The 20,678-nt window shown below is 37.3% G+C and carries 13 protein-coding genes; 11 read left to right on the top strand and 2 right to left on the bottom strand.

Features of this window, described 5'->3' with window-relative positions:
* Nucleotides 1-584: 584 nt before the first annotated feature.
* Nucleotides 585-1,559: a tail fiber protein gene (locus tag ACFILT_RS07350; RefSeq protein ID WP_375679824.1), complete on the bottom strand. Its 975-nt coding sequence runs from the start codon at nt 1,557-1,559 to the stop codon at nt 585-587.
* 1,865 nt (nt 1,560-3,424) lie between these two features.
* Between ACFILT_RS07350 and thiC the strand changes: the two genes are divergently transcribed.
* From thiC to ACFILT_RS07395, 9 genes are all read left to right on the top strand, one after another.
* Nucleotides 3,425-5,260 carry a phosphomethylpyrimidine synthase ThiC gene (gene thiC, locus ACFILT_RS07355; RefSeq protein WP_375629319.1) on the top strand — a complete coding sequence of 612 codons (1,836 nt, stop codon included), beginning with the start codon at nt 3,425-3,427 and terminating at the stop codon, nt 5,258-5,260.
* The gene (gene thiO / locus ACFILT_RS07360) at nt 5,257-6,207 is read left to right on the top strand and encodes a glycine oxidase ThiO (RefSeq protein WP_375631685.1); all 951 of its coding nucleotides are present in this window, start codon (nt 5,257-5,259) and stop codon (nt 6,205-6,207) included. Before thiC ends, thiO begins: the two co-directional genes overlap by 4 nt.
* Nucleotides 6,208-6,210: 3 nt before the next feature.
* A complete protein-coding gene (gene thiS / locus ACFILT_RS07365) occupies nt 6,211-6,408 on the top strand; it encodes a sulfur carrier protein ThiS (RefSeq protein WP_273791115.1) in 198 nt (65 codons plus the stop codon).
* A gap of 4 nt (nt 6,409-6,412) precedes the next feature.
* Nucleotides 6,413-7,186: a thiazole synthase gene (locus ACFILT_RS07370; RefSeq protein ID WP_375611200.1), complete on the top strand. Its 774-nt coding sequence runs from the start codon at nt 6,413-6,415 to the stop codon at nt 7,184-7,186.
* Complete coding sequence (locus tag ACFILT_RS07375; RefSeq protein ID WP_375679018.1) at nt 7,183-7,788, top strand: thiamine phosphate synthase; 606 nt, start codon at nt 7,183-7,185, stop codon at nt 7,786-7,788. The genes ACFILT_RS07370 and ACFILT_RS07375 overlap by 4 nt, the downstream gene beginning before the upstream one ends.
* Nucleotides 7,779-8,537 (top strand): hydroxymethylpyrimidine/phosphomethylpyrimidine kinase, encoded by a 759-nt coding sequence (locus ACFILT_RS07380; protein ID WP_375611294.1) that lies wholly within the window; start codon nt 7,779-7,781, stop codon nt 8,535-8,537. Before ACFILT_RS07375 ends, ACFILT_RS07380 begins: the two co-directional genes overlap by 10 nt.
* A gap of 448 nt (nt 8,538-8,985) precedes the next feature.
* Nucleotides 8,986-9,825, top strand: a complete 840-nt coding sequence (locus ACFILT_RS07385) for a uracil-DNA glycosylase family protein (protein ID WP_375679825.1) — start codon at nt 8,986-8,988, stop codon at nt 9,823-9,825.
* Between the two features lie 73 nt (nt 9,826-9,898).
* Nucleotides 9,899-12,526, top strand: a complete 2,628-nt coding sequence (pepN, locus tag ACFILT_RS07390) for an aminopeptidase N (protein ID WP_375679016.1) — start codon at nt 9,899-9,901, stop codon at nt 12,524-12,526.
* Between the two features lie 285 nt (nt 12,527-12,811).
* A complete protein-coding gene (locus ACFILT_RS07395) occupies nt 12,812-15,133 on the top strand; it encodes an ATP-binding protein (RefSeq protein WP_375679826.1) in 2,322 nt (773 codons plus the stop codon).
* On the opposite strand, the gene ACFILT_RS07400 is transcribed toward ACFILT_RS07395, so the two are convergent.
* Nucleotides 15,130-15,654, bottom strand: coding sequence for a methylated-DNA--[protein]-cysteine S-methyltransferase (locus ACFILT_RS07400; protein WP_375679014.1), 525 nt, complete (start codon nt 15,652-15,654; stop codon nt 15,130-15,132). The genes ACFILT_RS07395 and ACFILT_RS07400 overlap by 4 nt on opposite strands.
* An 814-nt stretch (nt 15,655-16,468) precedes the next feature.
* Between ACFILT_RS07400 and carB the strand changes: the two genes are divergently transcribed.
* Complete coding sequence (gene carB / locus ACFILT_RS07405; protein ID WP_375679827.1) at nt 16,469-19,954, top strand: carbamoyl-phosphate synthase large subunit; 3,486 nt, start codon at nt 16,469-16,471, stop codon at nt 19,952-19,954.
* Between the two features lie 247 nt (nt 19,955-20,201).
* Nucleotides 20,202-20,411, top strand: a complete 210-nt coding sequence (locus ACFILT_RS07410) for a cold-shock protein (protein WP_012754908.1) — start codon at nt 20,202-20,204, stop codon at nt 20,409-20,411.
* The last annotated feature ends 267 nt before the right edge of the window (nt 20,412-20,678 follow it).

A 20,678-nucleotide genomic window follows, 5' to 3' on the forward strand; every position in this document is an offset into this window, starting at 1 on the left:
AAAATAAACTCAATAACGCTTCTTGTAAGCCCCCTAATGCAAAAACAATACGGAATATAGGGATGAGGAGAGAGTATAGAAATAGCGTTGCTCTGCTGCTTCACAAGCATAACGATGATTCCACTCAAAGGGGTACTATCATTTTACAGATAAAGCCTCCTACCATGGCAATGCAAAGAAATCGACAACAAGGTGAGAAATATCTTTATAAGATGAATTAACTCATACAGGGATATACTATTTTTGCACAAAAAAACGCTAAAAATATTGTACTTTTTTATGCCTCAGGTTGAATAATTTTATTACCTTCCCCTATCAAAACACCTTATGAAAAAATATATCTCCAGATCTCTTCACGGCACAGTTTAAATGATTTTTACACATTTTCCCTATGTTATCATATAATTATAAAATAAATTATATCCTTAACTCTTTCTTTCAATCATTTTAAAATTGTTTTTTGACTCTCTCAAGTATCCTATTAACAATATAGATTTCCTTTTCATATGCATAAAAAATAACGCGGAATTGCTCCGCGTTAACAAAATTATCAAGGTGTATAGATTATTATTACTTAAACATACTCATGATTTTATAGCATAGACAACGGTTGTATTAACAGGGCGCGTTTCTGCCTCACCAGTATGGGAAAGAGTTACCTTGTGTGTATGTGCACCAGCAGAAGCTGTTCTCCCTTTCAGGGTCGCATTATAAGTATAATGATTCGGGAGTCTCCCAATATCACCAACGGGCCATCCTACCCCTTGATACTCAAAATTATGCGCATGCTCGCCTGCGTTTTCAATACTCCCAATATGCGTATGTGATTTTATGCTATCTTGTTGTTCATCTGCAAACTTTCTACCACCATCTAAACCCCGACCATTATCAAAACCGCGTAAAAACATGCCTCTAAAATCAGGAACTTTAAAAGTTTTATTGCTGTCTTTTCCCCATTTATCACCTATTGCCTCGAATAACTGTGGATAATCTTCACGCTTATAGGCCTTACCATCACATAAAAGCCAACCATTTGGCACATTTTGCATAGCAAATGTTGCAATGAATCCAGAGGGGAAACTTTCTATCTTTGGTGGTGTAGGGTTTAATAAATACCAACCCTCATGCTCTTTTATTAAAACACCATTATTGTATACCATTTCATAAATGCCATCTGTTTGAAATTCTCCACCTTCTAATGGTATAATCCCCGCATCAGTGGCTTTATAGATAAGCTTTTCTCCTATATTATTAACAGTTATTGTTGTCACGCCAATATTTACACCACAAGCTTTAAAACGTATGACGATATCATTGTTGTATTTCTTTATAGGCGAAACTGTCTTTAAGGTAATTAATGTTGTTTTATCTTCCAAATTTACTATAAAGCTTGAATTAATAGACCCACCATTATCTGCAAGATATTCGCGCACACGCTGCATCATCGCCCGTGCACTATCATTAACAGAACTAGGCGGCTGTCCTTCTGCCCAATTAATGATACTATCTGAATAAGCATTTTCATCAGCCTTTAGAGACCAATCATAGATATTAGACATTTTAAATCCCCCATTATTTTCATAGTTTTTCTAACAACTTCTCGTTCTGTGCACTAAAATGTGCTGCCGCTGTTGATTGGTACATCATAACCACTGCACCATCCTTATTTACGCATTTTATCTCTCTTCACTCCTTCCAATTTTATAACCTAAATTCACCAGACGCTTTTCATAACATTAGTATTAATGCTTTCTCTTCTAATGTATAATGTAACCACCTCATCTAATGTTACTTAATATCTTGTTTTGTTGCTTTTCTGTTGTTATATAATTATTTTTTCAATTTTGCATCTTGTTGCAAAATTTATAAATACTTCCAAAATTTTTCTTATTATGGATTTCATATAACCATTACTGAATGTAATAACTTATCACCCACATAGAAAGTTTCTGACTTAAACATTATCTTTTTTTATTTTTTCAATAGTTTAAATCTATCTCGTCGATATTTTATACCATATATTTTAAACAAAGAAATTCTATCTTTTAGCTATCATTTGTATTAAAATTTTAAAAATTAGCTTCAAATTTTTTGCATGCTTCATTATGTTTTTATTCACATGCAGATACTGTGTTCTATTTTATTCAATTTATTCCTGAAATTGTGTTACAGGATTATCACCAATGTTTTTTTGAACAAGCTTTTGTTCAATCTAAATACATCATAGAGAATATATTCAATATGGCTATTTCCTCACGCTTTCATTGAACTGAAAATGAAATACTTTGAAATACTAAAGAAACACCACACACCTTCACAAAATTTGAAGGTTGTATCCGATCCGGAAAAAATTAAAAAGCATAACCTAGCGCCCTCCCCCAATTTTTATGAACAATATCCTTGTTTTTTAAACGCCCCATAACTAACTTTTCCCCTCCCACACTTAGCACATCTCCCTCTATATATTATTATATGTATATTTTTTTTGCAAGAACAATAAATCATTCTAAACAACATCTTGCAATTATTGGTGTTCTTCTTAATTCAAGGCAATATTATTTTTATAATAAAGATTAGGTATTGTTTCACGCTTTTGTTTATCGCATTCTTAATGGGAACATCCCCCTCATAAAGAATAAAGTACCTCAAACAAAATATAATGATATTGCATATTACGCACTTTTTAAGAAATATTGCTCAAAATATACTCCTTTCATTTTATGACAGCGCACGTCAATGATACAATAGAAAGCCATTATAGATCATCAGCTTTAAGCTTTTGAAGATACAAGTGGAATCCATCATACATTTTGTTGTCCCCCACGTTTTGACAGCCTCACATCTTAGAATGTTCATTAAATGACATTTGGCTTCCTTTCTTCAAGTGTTTTGCCCCATACGCTCCCACTTATGACGTGCAAGGAAGTGTTTTTATATGAAAAGATATATGATGAGAGGATCTTATGGTATTCTGAGTTATTATTTTAATATGAAAAAAATCTCAATCAGAGCCATAAACTATTTACTTTTCCCTGATAATCCGTTTTTAACTTTATTCTGGTTTATAAAAGCTTCAATATCATAGTTTATCACTTCATAATATCTATTTTCACTCTTAAAAACACACCAAAATCGTTTAAAATATATTTTTATGATTGACAATATAGATATTTAAGCCAACCATATTCGTATTAACAAAAATACTTCAAGTGGGAGGAGGCATGCAAATATTAGAATAGATATTGTATCAGTTTTTCAAAATAACTTTTCTTGAGCTGTATTGGGTTTTCTTTGCTACAAAGCAATACTATCCCTATTCATCTGAATGCTCGTGATTGATAATTTGAATACATCTCCATTAACATCGTAACTCCATTAACATCGCAACCTATTTTTGAACTCCGTGTCTATAAGGAAAAAGTTTGTGCAGAAAAATACTCCATCAATCAGTTGTAGCCCCTTTCCCGCTTCACGCAAAATTTATCAACAGAGCCTTCTCTTTTCTGATGTGCGCGTACCATTGCGTGAAATTTCACTGGCTGATGGCAGTGGTGAAAAACCTTTAAACGTCTACGATACTTCTGGCCCCTACACAGATAAAGATATGATCATTGATATTACAAAGGGCTTGCCAGCAATTAGCTTGCCTTGGCTCTCTAAGCGGAATGATACTGAAACTTATCCTGCACGATTAGTTAAACCTGAAGATAATGGATTGACTTCTGATAAAAACCTTACACCAGCCTTTAAACAAAAGCGTTCTATTTTACGAGCAAAAAATGGCAAAGCAATTACACAAATGGCTTATGCACGCGCAGGCATTATTACCGAAGAAATGGAATATGTGGCTATACGAGAAAATGAAGGATTAGTAGTAAAAGAACGGCAGAATGTACCATCAAATGAAACATTTGCTGGATCAATACCAGAAATTTATACTGCGGAATTTGTTCGCAATGAAATTGCTTGTGGACGCGCCATTATTCCACAAAACATTAATCATCCAGAATGCGAACCCATGATTATTGGGCGTAATTTTCGTGTTAAAATTAATGCCAATATTGGCAATTCAGCAGTAACGTCATCTATGGAAGAAGAAGTTGATAAAATGGTTTGGGCCATTCGCTGGGGAGCAGATACAGTTATGGATCTCTCAACAGGTCGAAATATTCATAATATCCGTGAGTGGATTATTCGAAATTCTCCTGTGCCCATCGGAACAGTTCCTCTTTATCAAGCACTCGAAAAAGTACAGGGTATTGCCGAAAACTTAACATGGGATATTTTCCGTGATACCCTTATTGAGCAAGCAGAGCAAGGTGTTGATTATTTTACCATTCATGCAGGATTAAGATTACCATTTATTCCTATGACCATTGATCGTGTAACAGGTATTGTTTCACGAGGCGGTTCTATTATGGCAAAATGGTGTCTCCATCATCACAAAGAAAGCTTTCTCTATGAACATTTTGATGAAATTTGTGATATTGCAAAAACATATGATATCTCTCTTTCATTAGGAGATGGATTACGCCCTGGCTCTATTGCCGATGCCAATGATGAAGCCCAATTTGCAGAGCTTAAAACTTTGGGAGAATTGACAAAAATTGCTTGGAAAAAAGATGTACAGGTTATGATTGAAGGTCCTGGGCATGTCCCAATGCACAAAATTAAAGAAAATATGGAGCAACAATTAGATCTTTGTCATGAGGCGCCTTTTTATACTTTGGGACCTCTTACAACGGACATTGCTCCTGGTTATGACCATATTACATCAGCAATTGGTGCCGCTATGATTGGATGGTTTGGAACTGCTATGTTGTGTTATGTAACACCTAAAGAACATCTAGGACTGCCCGATAGGAATGACGTAAAAACTGGTGTGATTACTTATAAAATTGCTGCTCATGCCGCTGACCTTGCCAAAGGTTTGCCTAGAGCACAATTGCGCGATAATGCTCTTTCGCGTGCACGATTTGATTTTAGATGGCACGATCAATTTAACCTTTCTCTTGATCCAGAAACAGCCTGTGCCTTTCATGATGAGACAATGCCTAAAGAAGCCCATAAATTGGTGCATTTTTGTTCCATGTGTGGACCAAAATTCTGTTCTATGCGTATTTCCCATGATATTCGTGAGGCAGCCGCAATAAGAAAAACAAAAGGGGAAGGTATGATCGCCATGGCCGAAAAATATCAGAAAAATGGTGACCTTTATATGGAAATTGTTCCTCCTCAAAAAAAGAAAGTAAATAGTTGAAGAACATTCTTATCAAAGGTGCAGGTGTAGGCGGCTTAACAGTTGCCTTTATGTTACAGCAAAAAGGTGCTTCTGTTACTGTATCGGCCCCCCCACATTCACCTATAGGAAGTGCTAGTTGGTATGCAGGAGGAATGCTTGCACCTTACTGTGAAAGGGAAAGTGCAGAACAAATTGTTGAAGATCTTGGTGTACAAGCTATACAATGGTGGCGTAAAACGCTCCCAAACCTTGTCATACAAAAAGGCACTTTAGTGGTTGCACCTACACGAGATAGAGGAGAGCTTGAACGATTTTCTGTGCGTACGCATAATCACAAAACCGTAGATAATACAGAAATAGCTCATCTTGAACCAGATCTTGCGGAACGTTTTAACTGTGCACTCTTTTATGAAAATGAAGCCCATATTGATCCTCGCAAAGCACTTATGGCTTTAAAAGAAAAGCTTCTCAACAATGGAGCCTGTTTTGTTGATGTAGAAATAGCTGAAAAAAATTTTGATATTGTTATTGATGCGACAGGAATAGCACGTTTAGGAAAAGATAAAAATATACGGGGCGTACGCGGCGAAATGCTTCTCGTGCGCTGCACCGATATTAAAATTTCGCGTCCAATTCGTCTTCTTCACCCACGGTTTCCTCTCTACATTGTACCTCGACAAGATAATATTTTTATGATTGGTGCAACGATGATTGAAAGTGACTTTGATGGTGCAATCTCTGTAAGATCAATGATGGAACTGCTCAACGCGGCTTATACTTTACATCCTGCTTTTGCTGAAGCAGAAATTATTGAATCTGGCGTTGGTGTTCGTCCATGTTATCCTAATAACTTCCCTTCTGTGCATAAAGATGGTAACTTTATTTCTATTAATGGATTTTATAGACATGGTTTTCTGTTGTCTCCAGAAATGGCAAAACGAGCAATGGAATTGGCATTGGAATAAAACATGCAAATATTTGTTAATGGTGAAACAGTCCAAACAGAAGTTATGACTCTCGGTCTCTTGCTTGAAGAATTGGGGTATGAAGGAAATTGGCTTGCAACTGCTGTTAACGCTGAAGTTGTTCCCATAGATGCACGAAGCCAATTTGTCTTGCATGAAGGAGATAAAATTGAAATTTTAAGCCCAATGCAAGGAGGCTAAAATTATGCTGAATCTTTATGGACGACAATTCTCTTCCCGTCTTCTATTAGGTACAGCGCAATATCCTTCACCAGCAATCCTTCGTGATGCTATTCATAAATCGAATACGGAAATTGTAACTGTTTCCTTGCGCCGTGAAACTGCAGGTGGAAAACAAGGTGGACAATTTTGGAAATTTCTTCAAGAACTTGGGGTAACAGTGCTTCCTAATACTGCTGGTTGTTATACTGTTAAAGAAGCCGTAACCACAGCGCAATTAGCAAGAGATCTTTTTAAAACAGCTTGGATTAAACTCGAAATTATCGGTAATTCAGACACCTTACAGCCAAATATTTTTTCCTTAATCGAAGCTGCTCAAATTTTAAACAATGAAGGTTTCAAAATTTTTGCCTATACAACGGATGATCTCATTGTTGCTGAAAAACTTTTCGACATTGGTTGCCGTGTTATTATGCCTTGGTGTGCTCCTATTGGTTCTGCCAAAGGACCTCATAATACTGATGGATTGCGTTCTATCCGTGCTTACCTTCCTGATGCTACTCTTGTTATTGATGCCGGCATTGGACGCCCATCACATGCCGCCATTGCGATGGAACTAGGTTATGATGCGGTCCTTCTTAATACCGCAGTTGCTAAAGCAGCTGATCCTGTCTTAATGGCTGAAGCATTTTCTAAAGCTGTTCAAGCAGGACGTATGGGATATAAAGCTGGCATGATCGAAGCACGCAATGTAGCAGTCCCTTCAACACCAATCATTGGAAAAGCGGTATTTTCATGAAACTGGATCCATTTTACCTCATCGTTGATAACGCTGATTGGATTGAACGTTTGCTTCCTCTTGGTATCAAGCTCGTACAATTGCGTATGAAACATGAAAATCAACAAATAATCCGTCAACATATTAAGCGTGCAAAAAACATATGCAATAAATTGGGAGCACAATTAATTATTAATGATCATTGGGAAATAGCAATTGATGAAAAGTGTAATTTTATTCATCTGGGACAAGAAGACCTAAGCAATGCTGATCTTCACGCAATTCGTAAAAGTGGTATAAAAGTTGGTCTTAGTACACATGATGAACATGAATTGGATATCGCACTCTCTGCTAATCCTGAGTATATTGCACTTGGTCCTATTTATCCGACAATCTTTAAAAAAATGAAATGGATGCCGCAAGGACTAGAAAAAATCAAACAATGGAGAAAGCGGATTGGTGCTTTACCTTTGGTGGGTATTGGTGGTTTAACACCAGAACGCGCAGTGGGTGTTTTAAAAGCAGGAGCAAATAGTGCTGCTGTTGTGACTGATATTATCCTCCATAAAAAACCAGAAGAGCGTGTACAGCAGTGGATAAAAGTGACACAAACATGGCGTTGATACCTTCTATTCTTATTGTTGCGGGCACTGATCCAACAGGAGGTGCTGGTATTGTTCGTGATATAGAAACCTCTGCACATTTTCAAATAAAAGCAAATTTAGCAATTACTTGTGTTAACGTACAAGATGATAATCGCGTTGTCGAAATCATTCCAATGCGTGGAGACCTCGTCGCTGCGCAAATGCGTGCTGCCCTAGAAGCAAATCCAATAAGCGCAATAAAAATCGGTATGACGGGGACAAAAGCAATTATAGCAGCAATCTGTAACGTACTCAAAGACTATCCCCATGTTCCAGTTATTTTGGACCCTGTACTTGTCGCTTCATCAGGAGGAAAACTAATAACGGAAACAATCATCGACACGATGATCGATAAACTGCTTCCTCATGTTGATCTTTTAACACCGAATAGAGAAGAACTCGCTCTTCTTAGCAAAAGTCCATTGGCATCTCATGATAAGCAAGCAATACAACAAGCAAAAAAACTTTTGTCATTGGGAGCTCGCTCTATTTTAGTAAAAGGGGGACATGCAGAGGGGCCTCTTGCAATTGATAGCTTCATTGACAAAACTGAAGTCATAAATATCTCTACTCCACGTTTAAAAGGAACAATGCGAGGAACAGGTTGCATTCTCTCAAGCGCTATTGCAGCGCATTTAGCATTAAATGAACCTCTCATTTCAGCTGTAAAAAAAGCAAAAGCATATATCCACACATTGCTTTTAACCCATTGTAAAAATAGTTTATAACGTCTTAGTATTTTCTCATATAAAAGTAATATTTATATATTTCAATTAATATATTTAATATTTTTAATAAAAGTTATTAAAAATATATAATAATATAAAATTTATAATTAATCTTATAAATAAAATACTACAAAATTCACTTTCATTAAGTATTAAATATAGAATATAATGATAAAAAATATTATCACACCACTTGCATTCAGTAAAAAATTCTTTTAGTATGAGTGAGTTTAGTCTGTTTAAAAAGTTGAAATAACGCAATTTAAACAAATTATACATTTAAAGATGCATATAATCGCGAACATTCGCATTTTACGATTTGCCTTTTTTGTGAAAAGAGAGAATCCTATCAGCGTTCTTATACATTAATGGCTAGCGAATACATTTAATAAAACTTGAAGGATAATTTTGTTTGATCTATAATCGCTAGATCATTAGAAAAAATAAAATGTTAAATCAAACGCCATGCTCAATTTCCTATGAAGAACTCTTAAACTTTTATAAAGAAAGTGGTGCGGATGCCGTTCTGACAGATTTTCCTATTGATCGTTTTAAGCAGTCTGCTTGTTCAGAGAGAAAATTAATATCTGTCGTGAACATTTCTCATAATCAACAAGCATCTCCCAAAACATCTCCAACCATAAAATTAGATCATCATCAGCTGCATAACTCTAGGACTATACAAAATGAATCCACAGCTATAGAGAGTGCAAAAAATGCAAAGACACTTGATGAATTAAAATCTGCTCTCCTTGCATTTAATGGCTGTTCATTAAAATTGACAGCAAAAAATACCTGTTTTTCAGATGGAACAGCAGGAAGCCCCCTGATGCTTATAGGCGAAGCACCAGGACGAGACGAGGATATACAAGGAATTCCTTTTGTGGGAAAAGCTGGGATGTTGCTTAATAAAATCCTCGCATCAATTGGCTTAACAAGAAATAATGTTTACATTGCCAACACTATTCCTTGGCGTCCGCCAGGAAATCGTACACCAACACCAAGAGAAGTTGCCTTGTGCCGCCCTTTTATTGAACGGCACATTTATTTAGCGCGTCCTCGTGTTCTTATAGCAGTAGGAGGCGTTGCTGCACAGTTTCTTACTGGATCTCAAAATGGGATTATCCGAACAAGAGGGAAATGGCATATCTATGAAAGCGAGGATAATATAAAAATACCTGTTATGCCAACTTTCCACCCAGCTTACCTTCTTAGAACCCCTAGTCAAAAGAAGCTTACATGGATAGACTTCTTAGAAGTAAAAAATCGCCTCGACAGCCTTTTGTAATTCTTTAATCCTATATTGCTTCTAAAATTAACACTCCCTTCTTTAACTCTTAAAATACAAATGGGAAAAAACTATGAAACAGCCAATAACATCTATTTATCGTTTGGAAGACTACCAACCAACCCCTTACGTTATCCCTAAAACACAACTTTCTTTCCAATTAGCACCGACAAAAACCTATGTTACAGCCATATTGTCTATTGAATCCCGTCACGATACAAAAGAATTAACACCTCTTGTTCTTTCTGGTGATGATCTTACTTTAATTTCCGTTTCTATTAATGATGAGATATTAGCCCCAAACACTTATAAAGTGACGCCTTCACGTTTAGAAATTACAACGCCACCAACGGCTCCTTTTACATTGAAATTGGTTACAGAACTGAATCCTGAAAGCAACCGCCAACTTATGGGGCTTTACCTTTCAAATGGTGTTTATTGCTCACAATGCGAATCGGAAGGTTTTCGTCGTATTACTTATTTTTACGACCGCCCAGATGTTCTTTCTACCTATAGAGTGAAAATTGAAGCAGATTCCCAAACAATCCCAATCTTGCTTTCCAATGGTAATCTGGTGGAAACAGGAACTTTAGAGAATAATCGCCATTTTGCCATTTGGGAAGATCCTTATCCCAAACCATCTTATCTCTTTGCTTTAGTAGGTGGAGATCTTGATAAGTTAGAAGACCATTTTACAACTGTATCTGGACGACGTATCGAGCTTGGTATCTATGTAGAAAAAGGAAAAACCGAACGCGCAACCTACGCAATGGATGCTCTTAAACGTTCCATGCGTTGGGATGAACAATGTTTCGGACGCGAATATGATCTTGATATTTTCAATATTGTCGCTGTGTCCGACTTTAACATGGGAGCAATGGAAAACAAAGGCCTTAACGTTTTTAATGATAAATATGTTCTTGTCGATCCTGAAACAGCAACCGATCAGGATTATAGAAATGTTGAACGTGTCATTGCACATGAATATTTCCATAATTGGAGCGGTAATCGTGTTACCTGTCGCGATTGGTTTCAACTCTGTTTAAAAGAAGGATTCACTGTTTATCGTGATCAGGAATTTTCATCAGATCAAAATGTACGCAGCCTACAGCGAATTGAAAATGTAAAAGCATTAAAAGCGACGCAATTTGCAGAAGACGCAGGACCTCTTGCGCATCCTGTACGTCCTCGTCAATATAGCCAAATTAATAATTTTTACACCACAACTGTTTATGAAAAAGGTGCTGAAGTTGTTCGCATGATACGAACTATTTTAGGTCCTACTCTTTTTCGTAAAGGCACTGATCTTTATTTTCAACGTCATGATGGACAAGCTTGTACAATTGAAGATTTTATTACCTGTTTTGCTGAAGTGTCTGGTCAAGACTTCTCCCAATTCATGCTATGGTATGAACAGGCAGGAACACCCAATGTAGAAATCGATAGTCATTATAGCGATGGTGTTTTAACAATTCATGCAAAGCAACATATTCCCGTTACCCCACAACAAAATACAAAAAAGCCCATGCTTATCCCTATCGTATTTGGCTTGTTAGGACCTAATGGAGAAAACCTCACCTATGAAGCAGATACAGATATTCAATCAGATGTTATGCTTTTATCCAAGGAAAGCCAAACCTTTACATTAAAGGGACTGCGTGAAAAACCCGTTTTATCACTGCTGCGAGACTTTTCAGCACCAATCATTCTACACACTCCATTCAATGAAAGAGAACTTATTTTTCTTGCACAACATGATGACAATCACATCAATCGCTGGCAATCTCTTAATCATTTAATGACGCAAGCTTTGATTCAAAGCATTCAAGATAAAACACAAGAAAAAGCAACACTTCCTTCTGCTTTGCTAAAGCTGATTGAAACGATCATAACAGATGAAACCTTAGAGCCTGAATTTCGTGCCTTCTGTTTAAATTTACCTAGTGAAGTTGAGCTTGCTCATACAATCGGTAAAAATATTGACCCAAATCGTATTCATTATATCCGCAATCAGTTTTTAGCTTCACTTGCACAAACTCATCAAGAGCTCTTAACAAAATTCTATGGACAAATGCAAACCCAAGAGCCCTATTCACCAAACACTGCACAAGCTGGAAAGCGAGCATTAAAGAATATCATACTGGATTACCTTTCCATTGCTGAAGCCAATCCAAATCGAGCTGCTATACAGTATGCAACAGCTGATAATATGACTGACCGTATGGCGAGTATCGCTGTTCTCGTGAAGCGTTTTAATGAAAATGAGCAGGCACAAAATGCCTTAAATGATTTTGAAAACCGCTATCGGCATGACCCTTTGGTCATGGATAAATGGTTTTCTATTCAAGCAATGGTTGCTGGCACATCAACACTCGAGAATGTTCAAAAGCTCATGCAACATCCGCTGTTTTCACAAGATAATCCTAATCGTGTACGTTCTCTAATCGGTGTTTTTGCCTCTAACAATCTCACGGGCTTTAACAGGATGGATGGAGCATCTTATCATTTTCTTTGCCAAGTCATTTTGGAAATTGACAAAAAAAATCCACAGCTTGCTTCACGATTATTAACAATGATGCGCTCTTGGCGACAATTAGAACCTATTCGACAACAAAAACTTGAAACTGAATTAAAAATGATTGCTGCTGCGCCAAAATTATCAAGCGATGTTGCTGATATCATCAACCGTCTGCTTACTTGAAACAAAAAATTATTTTAAATCAATATGCTATGATATTTTTTAAAATAAATTCTATAAACTATTCGATCATCATTAAACCTATAAACAGGCAATCTAAGCCTGTTTATAGGTCACGTTTAAAGTATTTTTTTCTTTTCATATTCCAAAATCATAAAAGTAAAATTATTTTTTTAAAAAAAAGACTGGACAGAAGACTCCTGTTTTGATTCATTGCACTCGATGGGGTTACTATGAATATCGAAGCAGTTTTTAAATCACATTATTCCAGAATTAAAGGAACGCGAGATGGCTAAATTGGACGCATATAATGCGCCAAGGGAGGTGTATGCTGATTCAAAATCAAGCGCTCAAAGTCGCAAGGAGCGGACAGAGCGTACCAATCTGTTTTCTGGTTCTGCCTATAAAAAACTTCTTTTTATTGAACCTTGGCTGCGACGTTCACTCCCATTTGTAATTCTTGCATTTCTTGTTATACTAGCAGCAATCCGTTTCCTATCAATCTATGATTGGCGCAACACAATTGATAAAAACACGCATTCTACCATCGCTCTCTTAGCTTCTCATATTACCAATACAATCGACCGTGACTTACTTGCCGCCACTCGACAAGGAAAAGCTGCTGCTCTTTCTCATAATCATTTACAAAATATCCTAACCAATTTTCGTAACAAAGGTTTTATAAAAACCAGCGCTGTTATTGCTATTGTCGATCAAAAAGGCAATGTCCTAGCTTCATCAAGTTCCGAGATTGTCTTAGGAAAACCCTTACAGGATTTTACCTCTGAAAGCATTGCTTTACAAGCTCTAGGAAAACATGCTGGAATCATGAAAATTACAATAGGAAAAAATATTCCTGCTCTCGCTTCCTTTCAGCAAACAGAAAATGGACAATATGGGGTATTCATCAGTGAAAAAATGCAACATATTTACATGGAATGGCGGAAAGCTCTCTCGTTAAATATAACCATATTCATTGGAACTAGTGGCGTTATCCTCGCTCTTCTTTATGCTTATTATAACCAAATTATACGAGCACGCAAAACAGATCTTGTTTCAGAAAAAATTCAAAACCGTATTGATATGGCAATGATGCGTGGACGCTGTGGACTATGGGATTGGAATATGGCAAGTGGACGCGTCTACTGGTCACGAGCAATGTACGAAATGCTCGGCTATGTCCCTCAAGATGCATTGCTCTCAATTTCCCAAATTAGCGCCATTATCAATCCAAATGATGCGAATTTTTTTGATCTTGCTCAGGAATTAATGAGCGGTAAAAAAAAGCATATCGATATTAACGTTCCTATGCGTCATGCTGATGGTCATTATGTATGGATGCGCATTCGTGCCGAAGTGACTGAAGAAGAAGAACCCCATTTGGTTGGTATTTCCTTCGATATTAGTGAACAGCAACAATTGGCTGAACAAACAGCGCAAGCCGACCTTCGTATCCGTGATGCGATTGAAAACATTTCAGAATCTTTCGTCTTGTGGGATGCTGAAGGACGTTTAGTCATGTCCAACAGCAAATTTTGCGAATATGCCGCTATTCCTAAACAAATTCTACAATCAGGTATCCAACGTGCAACCGTCGAAGCCATGGCACGTCCTGCACTCAGTGAATATCCCCTTAAAGATGATGGTACTGGTAACTTAACCAGTATTCGCCAAACGGCAGATGGTTGTTGGCTCAAAATTAACGAACGACGAACCCAAGATGGAGGATTGGTTTGTATTGGTACTGACATTTCTGAGCTTAAACAACAACAGGAAAAATTTGAAGACAGTGAAAGGCGTCTTTTTTCTTTCATTCAAGAACTCAAGCGCGCACGAGGGAGTGCTCAACAACGCGCAACAGAAGTTGAAAAACTTAATAAAAGTTTGAAAGCAGAAAAAGAACGCGCCGAAAGTGCTAATAAGGCTAAATCAGAATTTTTAGCCAATATGTCTCATGAATTGCGCACGCCTCTGAATGCTATTCTTGGTTTTTCAGACATCATGTTGCAATCAACTTTTGGTCCTCTTGGTTCACAACGCTATAAGGAATATATGCATGATATTTACAATTCAGGAACCCATCTTCTAACCCTTATCAATGACATCCTTGATATGTCAAAAATCGAAGCAGGAAGATTTACGCTTGATTGTAAAAATACCGATCTTGAGCCCATCATTAGTGAAGCAGTACGAACATTAACGCCTCAAGCTCAAGAAAAAAATATTGTTGTTACAACAAACATTACCCCAGAACTTCATGCTGAAGTTGATGGTCGTGCAATGAAACAGATTTTCCTTAATCTCATCTCTAATGCCGTTAAATTTACGTCTTCTGGTGGAAATATTGATGTCTGTGCTTTCAAGAAAAAAAATAACCTTATTTTTAAAATTACAGATACAGGTGTTGGTATTCCCCAATCAGCAATTAAAAAACTTGGGCAACCTTTTGAACAAGTTGAAAATCAGCTTACTAAATCTCATACGGGCTCAGGTCTTGGCTTAGCCATTTCACGCTCTCTTTTAGAACTCCACAAAGGAAAACTTGAAATTACTTCAAAAGAAATGAAAGGAACAACTGTAACGATTATAATGCCCATCACACAAAGTTAAATTTCTCCATTTTGTTCTCGTTGTAGTAAAATCTGTTTCCGTTTGTCCCCCCAACGATACCCTGAAATAAAACCATTTTTACGCACAACACGATGACAAGGAATGATAACAGCCAATTCGTTACGTGCACAGGCATGAGCAACGGCACGAAAAGCTTTCGGCATACCAATACGGCACGCTAAGATCTCATAGGAAATTGTTTCACCACATGGTATATCACATAATACTGCCCATACTTGTCGTTGAAAAACTGTACCATTTATATCTAAGGGAAAATTATATTTTTTTACCAGCTTAGGTGTTTCTATCATGGCTATAATATGGGCAACTTCTCTCTTAAATGTATTGTCACCTACAACTTGTTGTGCATCACCAAAGCGTATCGTAAACTCCTGTAATAATTGCTCTATAGTGTCTCCTAACGCTATATGACAAATCCCTTTTTGAGACCTAGCCACCAAAAGCTTTCCTATTGATACATCTTTCAGACAGAATACTCTCGTTTGGGAAATATTCAGCATTTTAGCCTTCTTTATATCTTAAAAAGTTTTGAACATCATCCATAAAGTAAAGGGAGAGTATTCACTCTCTTTTAAAAACAAACAAAATCATTCTGAAATTATCTCCTTAGCCATTGTATTAAAATACACTCTCACCTTTTTATGAAATGGAAAGATACATAGATTGACTTTCTTCCTACCCTAAGACGGAAACTTCGACCAGAGCTGATCTATCAACAATCTTGCTTTTTATATAACAGATTCCAATTGAAACCATTTGATATGGTTTATTTCATAAGCTCTCTACAGACAAATCCTGCCCTGAATTCTATCATACACTCTAACAAAAAACACCTTAATGTGGTAAATTTTCATACCTTATATCACAGCTCTAAACGGCAGTATTTTACAGAACAACACGATAAGCTTCCCATTTCATTTTACGAAATCCCATCGCACCATAAATAATGGCTTATGTTTTACAAGCAACAGAAAAAGCGCGTGCTCTCTTAAGCAAAAAACGTCATAAAACACAAAATATGCCGGCAATGGATTAGAAAGATGTTCCGGCTTTTTATGCTCCACGTATGCTTGAATATTCTAATTTGTTGGAGCACTGTTATTATTTTTTTATCAAAGGTCATACTTTTGATAGACTGACGAGATGACTCAACTCAAAAAAGAAATTTATCTTCAATTTTATGAAAAAAAGCATGGAAAAGGTATTTTAATGCTTACTTTCTTTGTCACTTAACTTATAAAATGATTGTAGCCTCAGAACTGAAATATTTTGCCCGCAACAATCGCACATAGATATTTGTCATAGGAAAAAGTCATGCCCAAACGCACAGATATAAAATCTATTCTTATCATCGGAGCAGGACCTATTATCATTGGTCAGGCATGTGAATTTGATTATTCAGGCACTCAAGCCTGTAAAGCATTAAAAGAAGAAGGTTACCGAATTATTTTGGTAAATTCTAATCCTGCCACGATTATGACAGATCCAGATCTAGCTGATGCAACTTATATAGAGCCCATTACTCCTGAAATAGTTGCCAAAATTATTGCCCACGAGCGTCCCGATGCCCTTTTACCCACTATGGGAGGACAAACAGCCCTCAATACTGCTTTATCATTAAAGCGTATGGGTATTTTAGACCGCTATCATGTTGAAATGATAGGAGCCAATGCTGATGCTATTGATAAAGCTGAAGATCGTGCTTTATTCCGCCAAGCGATGGCAAAAATCGGTTTGGAAACGCCACGCTCTATGTTAGCCAATGCAACAGAACTGAAAGAAGAAAATCGCCAACAACACGCAAAAACGTGTGCTGAACTTAAAGCCAAGCTTTCTGGTGCTGCGCTTGACAAAGCACTCGAAGAACTTGAGCGCAACTGGCGACATACCGAAGCTGATCGCAAACAACATTATATTGCTCATGCAACAGCAAAAGCAGTTCAAGCTCTTGATGTTGTTGGGCTTCCAGCTATTATTCGTCCTTCATTCACCCTTGGTGGAACTGGTGGTGGAATTGCTTATAACCGCTCTGAATTCTATGAAATTATTGAACGTGGGCTTGAAGCTTCACCAACAACAGAAGTATTAATTGAAGAAAGTGTTTTAGGGTGGAAAGAATATGAGATGGAAGTTGTTCGTGATAAGAACGACAATTGTATCATCGTTTGTTCTATTGAAAACATTGATCCGATGGGGATTCATACCGGTGATTCGATCACTGTAGCACCTGCTCTCACCTTAACCGATAAAGAATATCAATGTATGCGTAATGCTTCGATTGCTGTTTTGCGTGAAATTGGTGTTGAAACGGGGGGATCCAATGTACAGTTTGCTGTCAATCCTGAAAATGGGCGCCTCATTGTTATTGAAATGAATCCGCGTGTTTCTCGCTCTTCAGCGCTTGCCTCAAAAGCAACGGGATTTCCCATTGCTAAAGTAGCGGCTAAACTGGCTGTTGGTTATACACTTGATGAATTAAAAAATGATATCACGGGTGGTGCAACACCAGCATCATTTGAGCCTTCTATTGACTATATTGTGACAAAAATTCCTCGTTTTGCGTTCGAAAAATTTCCCGGTTCATCACCTGTCCTCACAACTGCGATGAAATCTGTAGGAGAAGTCATGGCAATTGGACGCACTTTTCAAGAATCGTTACAAAAAGCACTCCGTGGACTTGAAACAGGGCTTACGGGTCTTGATGAAATTGTGATTCCAGAGCATGCTGAAGGTGATGAAAAAAGTTCTATACGCTCCGCCATTGCCATACCAAGCCCTGATCGTCTACGCTATATTGCTCAAGCCATGCGCACAGGCTTACCCTTAAATGAGATTCACCAAATTAGCAAAATTGATCCGTGGTTTTTAGAACAAATAGCCTCCATCATTGAAATGGAGCAGCGTATCCGCATTCATGGATTACCCCAAGACGCAGATAACTTACGTATGTTAAAAGCTATGGGCTTTTCAGATGCGCGATTAGCCTCCCTTACAGGGAAAGAACCCGATTATATCGCAGCTTTACGCAAATCACTAAATGTTAAACACGTCTTCAAACGGATTGATACTTGTGCCGCTGAATTTTCTTCTCCTACAGCCTATATGTATTCAACATATGAAGTTCTCTTTGCAGGTGTAGAGCACTCGGAAGCACACGTTTCTGAACGCAAAAAAATTGCTATTTTAGGCGGTGGACCAAACCGCATTGGGCAAGGTATTGAATTTGATTACTGTTGCTGCCACGCTGCTTTTGCACTGCGTGATGCAGGATTTGAAGCGATTATGATTAACTGTAATCCTGAAACAGTTTCAACCGACTATGATACCTCTGATCGCCTTTACTTTGAATCTTTAACAACAGAAGACGTTATCGCTATTTTAGAAGCAGAACAGGAAAAAGGAGATTTGGTTGGAGTCATCGTCCAATTTGGCGGACAAACACCCTTGAAATTGGCAAGCGCTCTAGAAAAACACAACATCCCCATCCTAGGTACTTCACCTGACGCTATCGACTTAGCAGAAGATAGAGATCGCTTTCAAAAACTGTTATTTAAACTTAATTTAACACAACCTCAAAATGGTATTGCCCACTCCATTGAACAAGCACGCCTCATTGCCCACGAACTAGGCTTCCCCTTGGTTGTACGTCCCTCTTATGTTTTAGGAGGACGTGCTATGCAAATTATCCGTGATGAACGTAGCTTACAAAATTATTTACTTGAGAGTGTCCCTGAATTAATTTCAGAAGATATCAAAGTCCGTTATCCTAACGACACAACAGGACAAATCAATATATTGCTTGGTAAAAATCCGCTTCTCTTTGATACCTATTTAACAGAAGCAATTGAAGTAGATGTTGATTGTCTATGTGATGGCAAAGAAACACTAATCGTTGGTATTATGGAACATATTGAAGAAGCTGGTATCCACTCTGGTGATTCAGCATGTTCTCTACCAGTCCATACGCTCTCAAATAAAATAGTTACTGAATTAGAGCGCCAAACCAAAGCATTAGCACAAGCACTTCATGTTCGCGGCTTAATGAATGTACAATATGCTATAAAAGATGACACCATTTATGTCTTAGAAGTCAATCCCCGTGCTTCACGTACTGTCCCATTTGTTGCAAAAACGATTGGTCGCCCTATTGCTAAAATGGCTGCACGTATTATGGCAGGAGAAACGCTTCATGATGCTCTTCAAGCTTATGGTGGATTACCTTCTTTGCAAAAAAAACAACATATTGCCGTCAAGGAAGCAGTATTTCCTTTTGCTCGTTTTTCAGGTGTTGATACACTTCTTGGTCCAGAAATGCGCTCAACCGGTGAAGTTATGGGACTTGACTATGAATTTTCGCTTGCTTTTGCTAAAGCCCAACTTGGAGCTGGTGTAAAACTCCCTAAAGAAGGAACTTTGTTCGTTTCTGTAAGGGATGAAGATAAAAAACGCATCTTAAATCCTGTAAAACGTTTAACTGAGCTTGGCTTTTCTGTTGTCGCCACAAGTGGAACACAAAAATTTCTCACCGAACACCACGTTGAAGCAAAAAAAATCAACAAAGTTCTAGAGGGACACCCCCATATTGAAGATGCTATTCGTAATCGCCAAATTCAATTAATTTTTAATACAACTAGCACTGCCAGTGCCATCTCAGACTCAAAATCATTACGTTATGCAGCACTCATGCAAAATGTTCCCTATTATACAACAATAGCTGGAGCCGAAGCCGTCGTAGAAGCGATCAAAGCACTCAAAAAAAGGCACCTTGAGGTACGTTCACTACAAAGTTATTTTAGTTGAATTTTTTTCTACTTAGCAAAATATACACTGTTTTCTTATTTTTTCTTTATATAAAAATTGATTAAGACTTGCTTTTTGTTCTAAAAACTTTTATAGAGGTTTCATCGAATTTTCGGTTACGTGACTTTCTTTCCTGTGCAATCTGCACTTTCGACGAAACTTCTCCCACCTAATTTCGATCTACAACCGTATTGAAGAAATGAAAGCTTCAATGCTCAATATAATTATATATTCTAAGGAGTTTCCTATGTCTACAGGAACAGTTAAGTGGTTTAATACAACAAAAGGTTTCGGATTCATTCAGCCTAGCGATGGTAGTGCAGATGTATTTGTACACATTTCTGCCGTCGAGCGTTCAGGTCTAAACAGTCTTAATGAAGGGCAAAAAATCTCTTATGATGTTCTTCAAGATCGTCGTTCAGGAAAATTTGCCGCTGGTAACCTTGCAGCACTTTAAAGTTTAAATTCTGCAATATTTTATTTAAAAATCTTCGTCTGTAACGACGAAGATTTTTTATTTTGTATGAAGCATTATTTTACCTTGTTAAAATAAAAGACTGCTTATCTCCTTTGCACAATTCATCAAACCTCTTTTATACTTCCTCAAAAACTTTCATAAAATCTACGAAGAGATTATCTTGTAAAATATCTCAAAAAAGAAGAATATAAAGCCCGTGTAAGAGTATTTTGGAAGTTTTTTATTGCATACAATATAATCTCTTAT

The organism is Bartonella sp. AP7XZML, assembly GCF_042195745.1.
In the GTDB taxonomy this organism is placed as follows: Bacteria; Pseudomonadota; Alphaproteobacteria; order Rhizobiales; family Rhizobiaceae; genus Bartonella.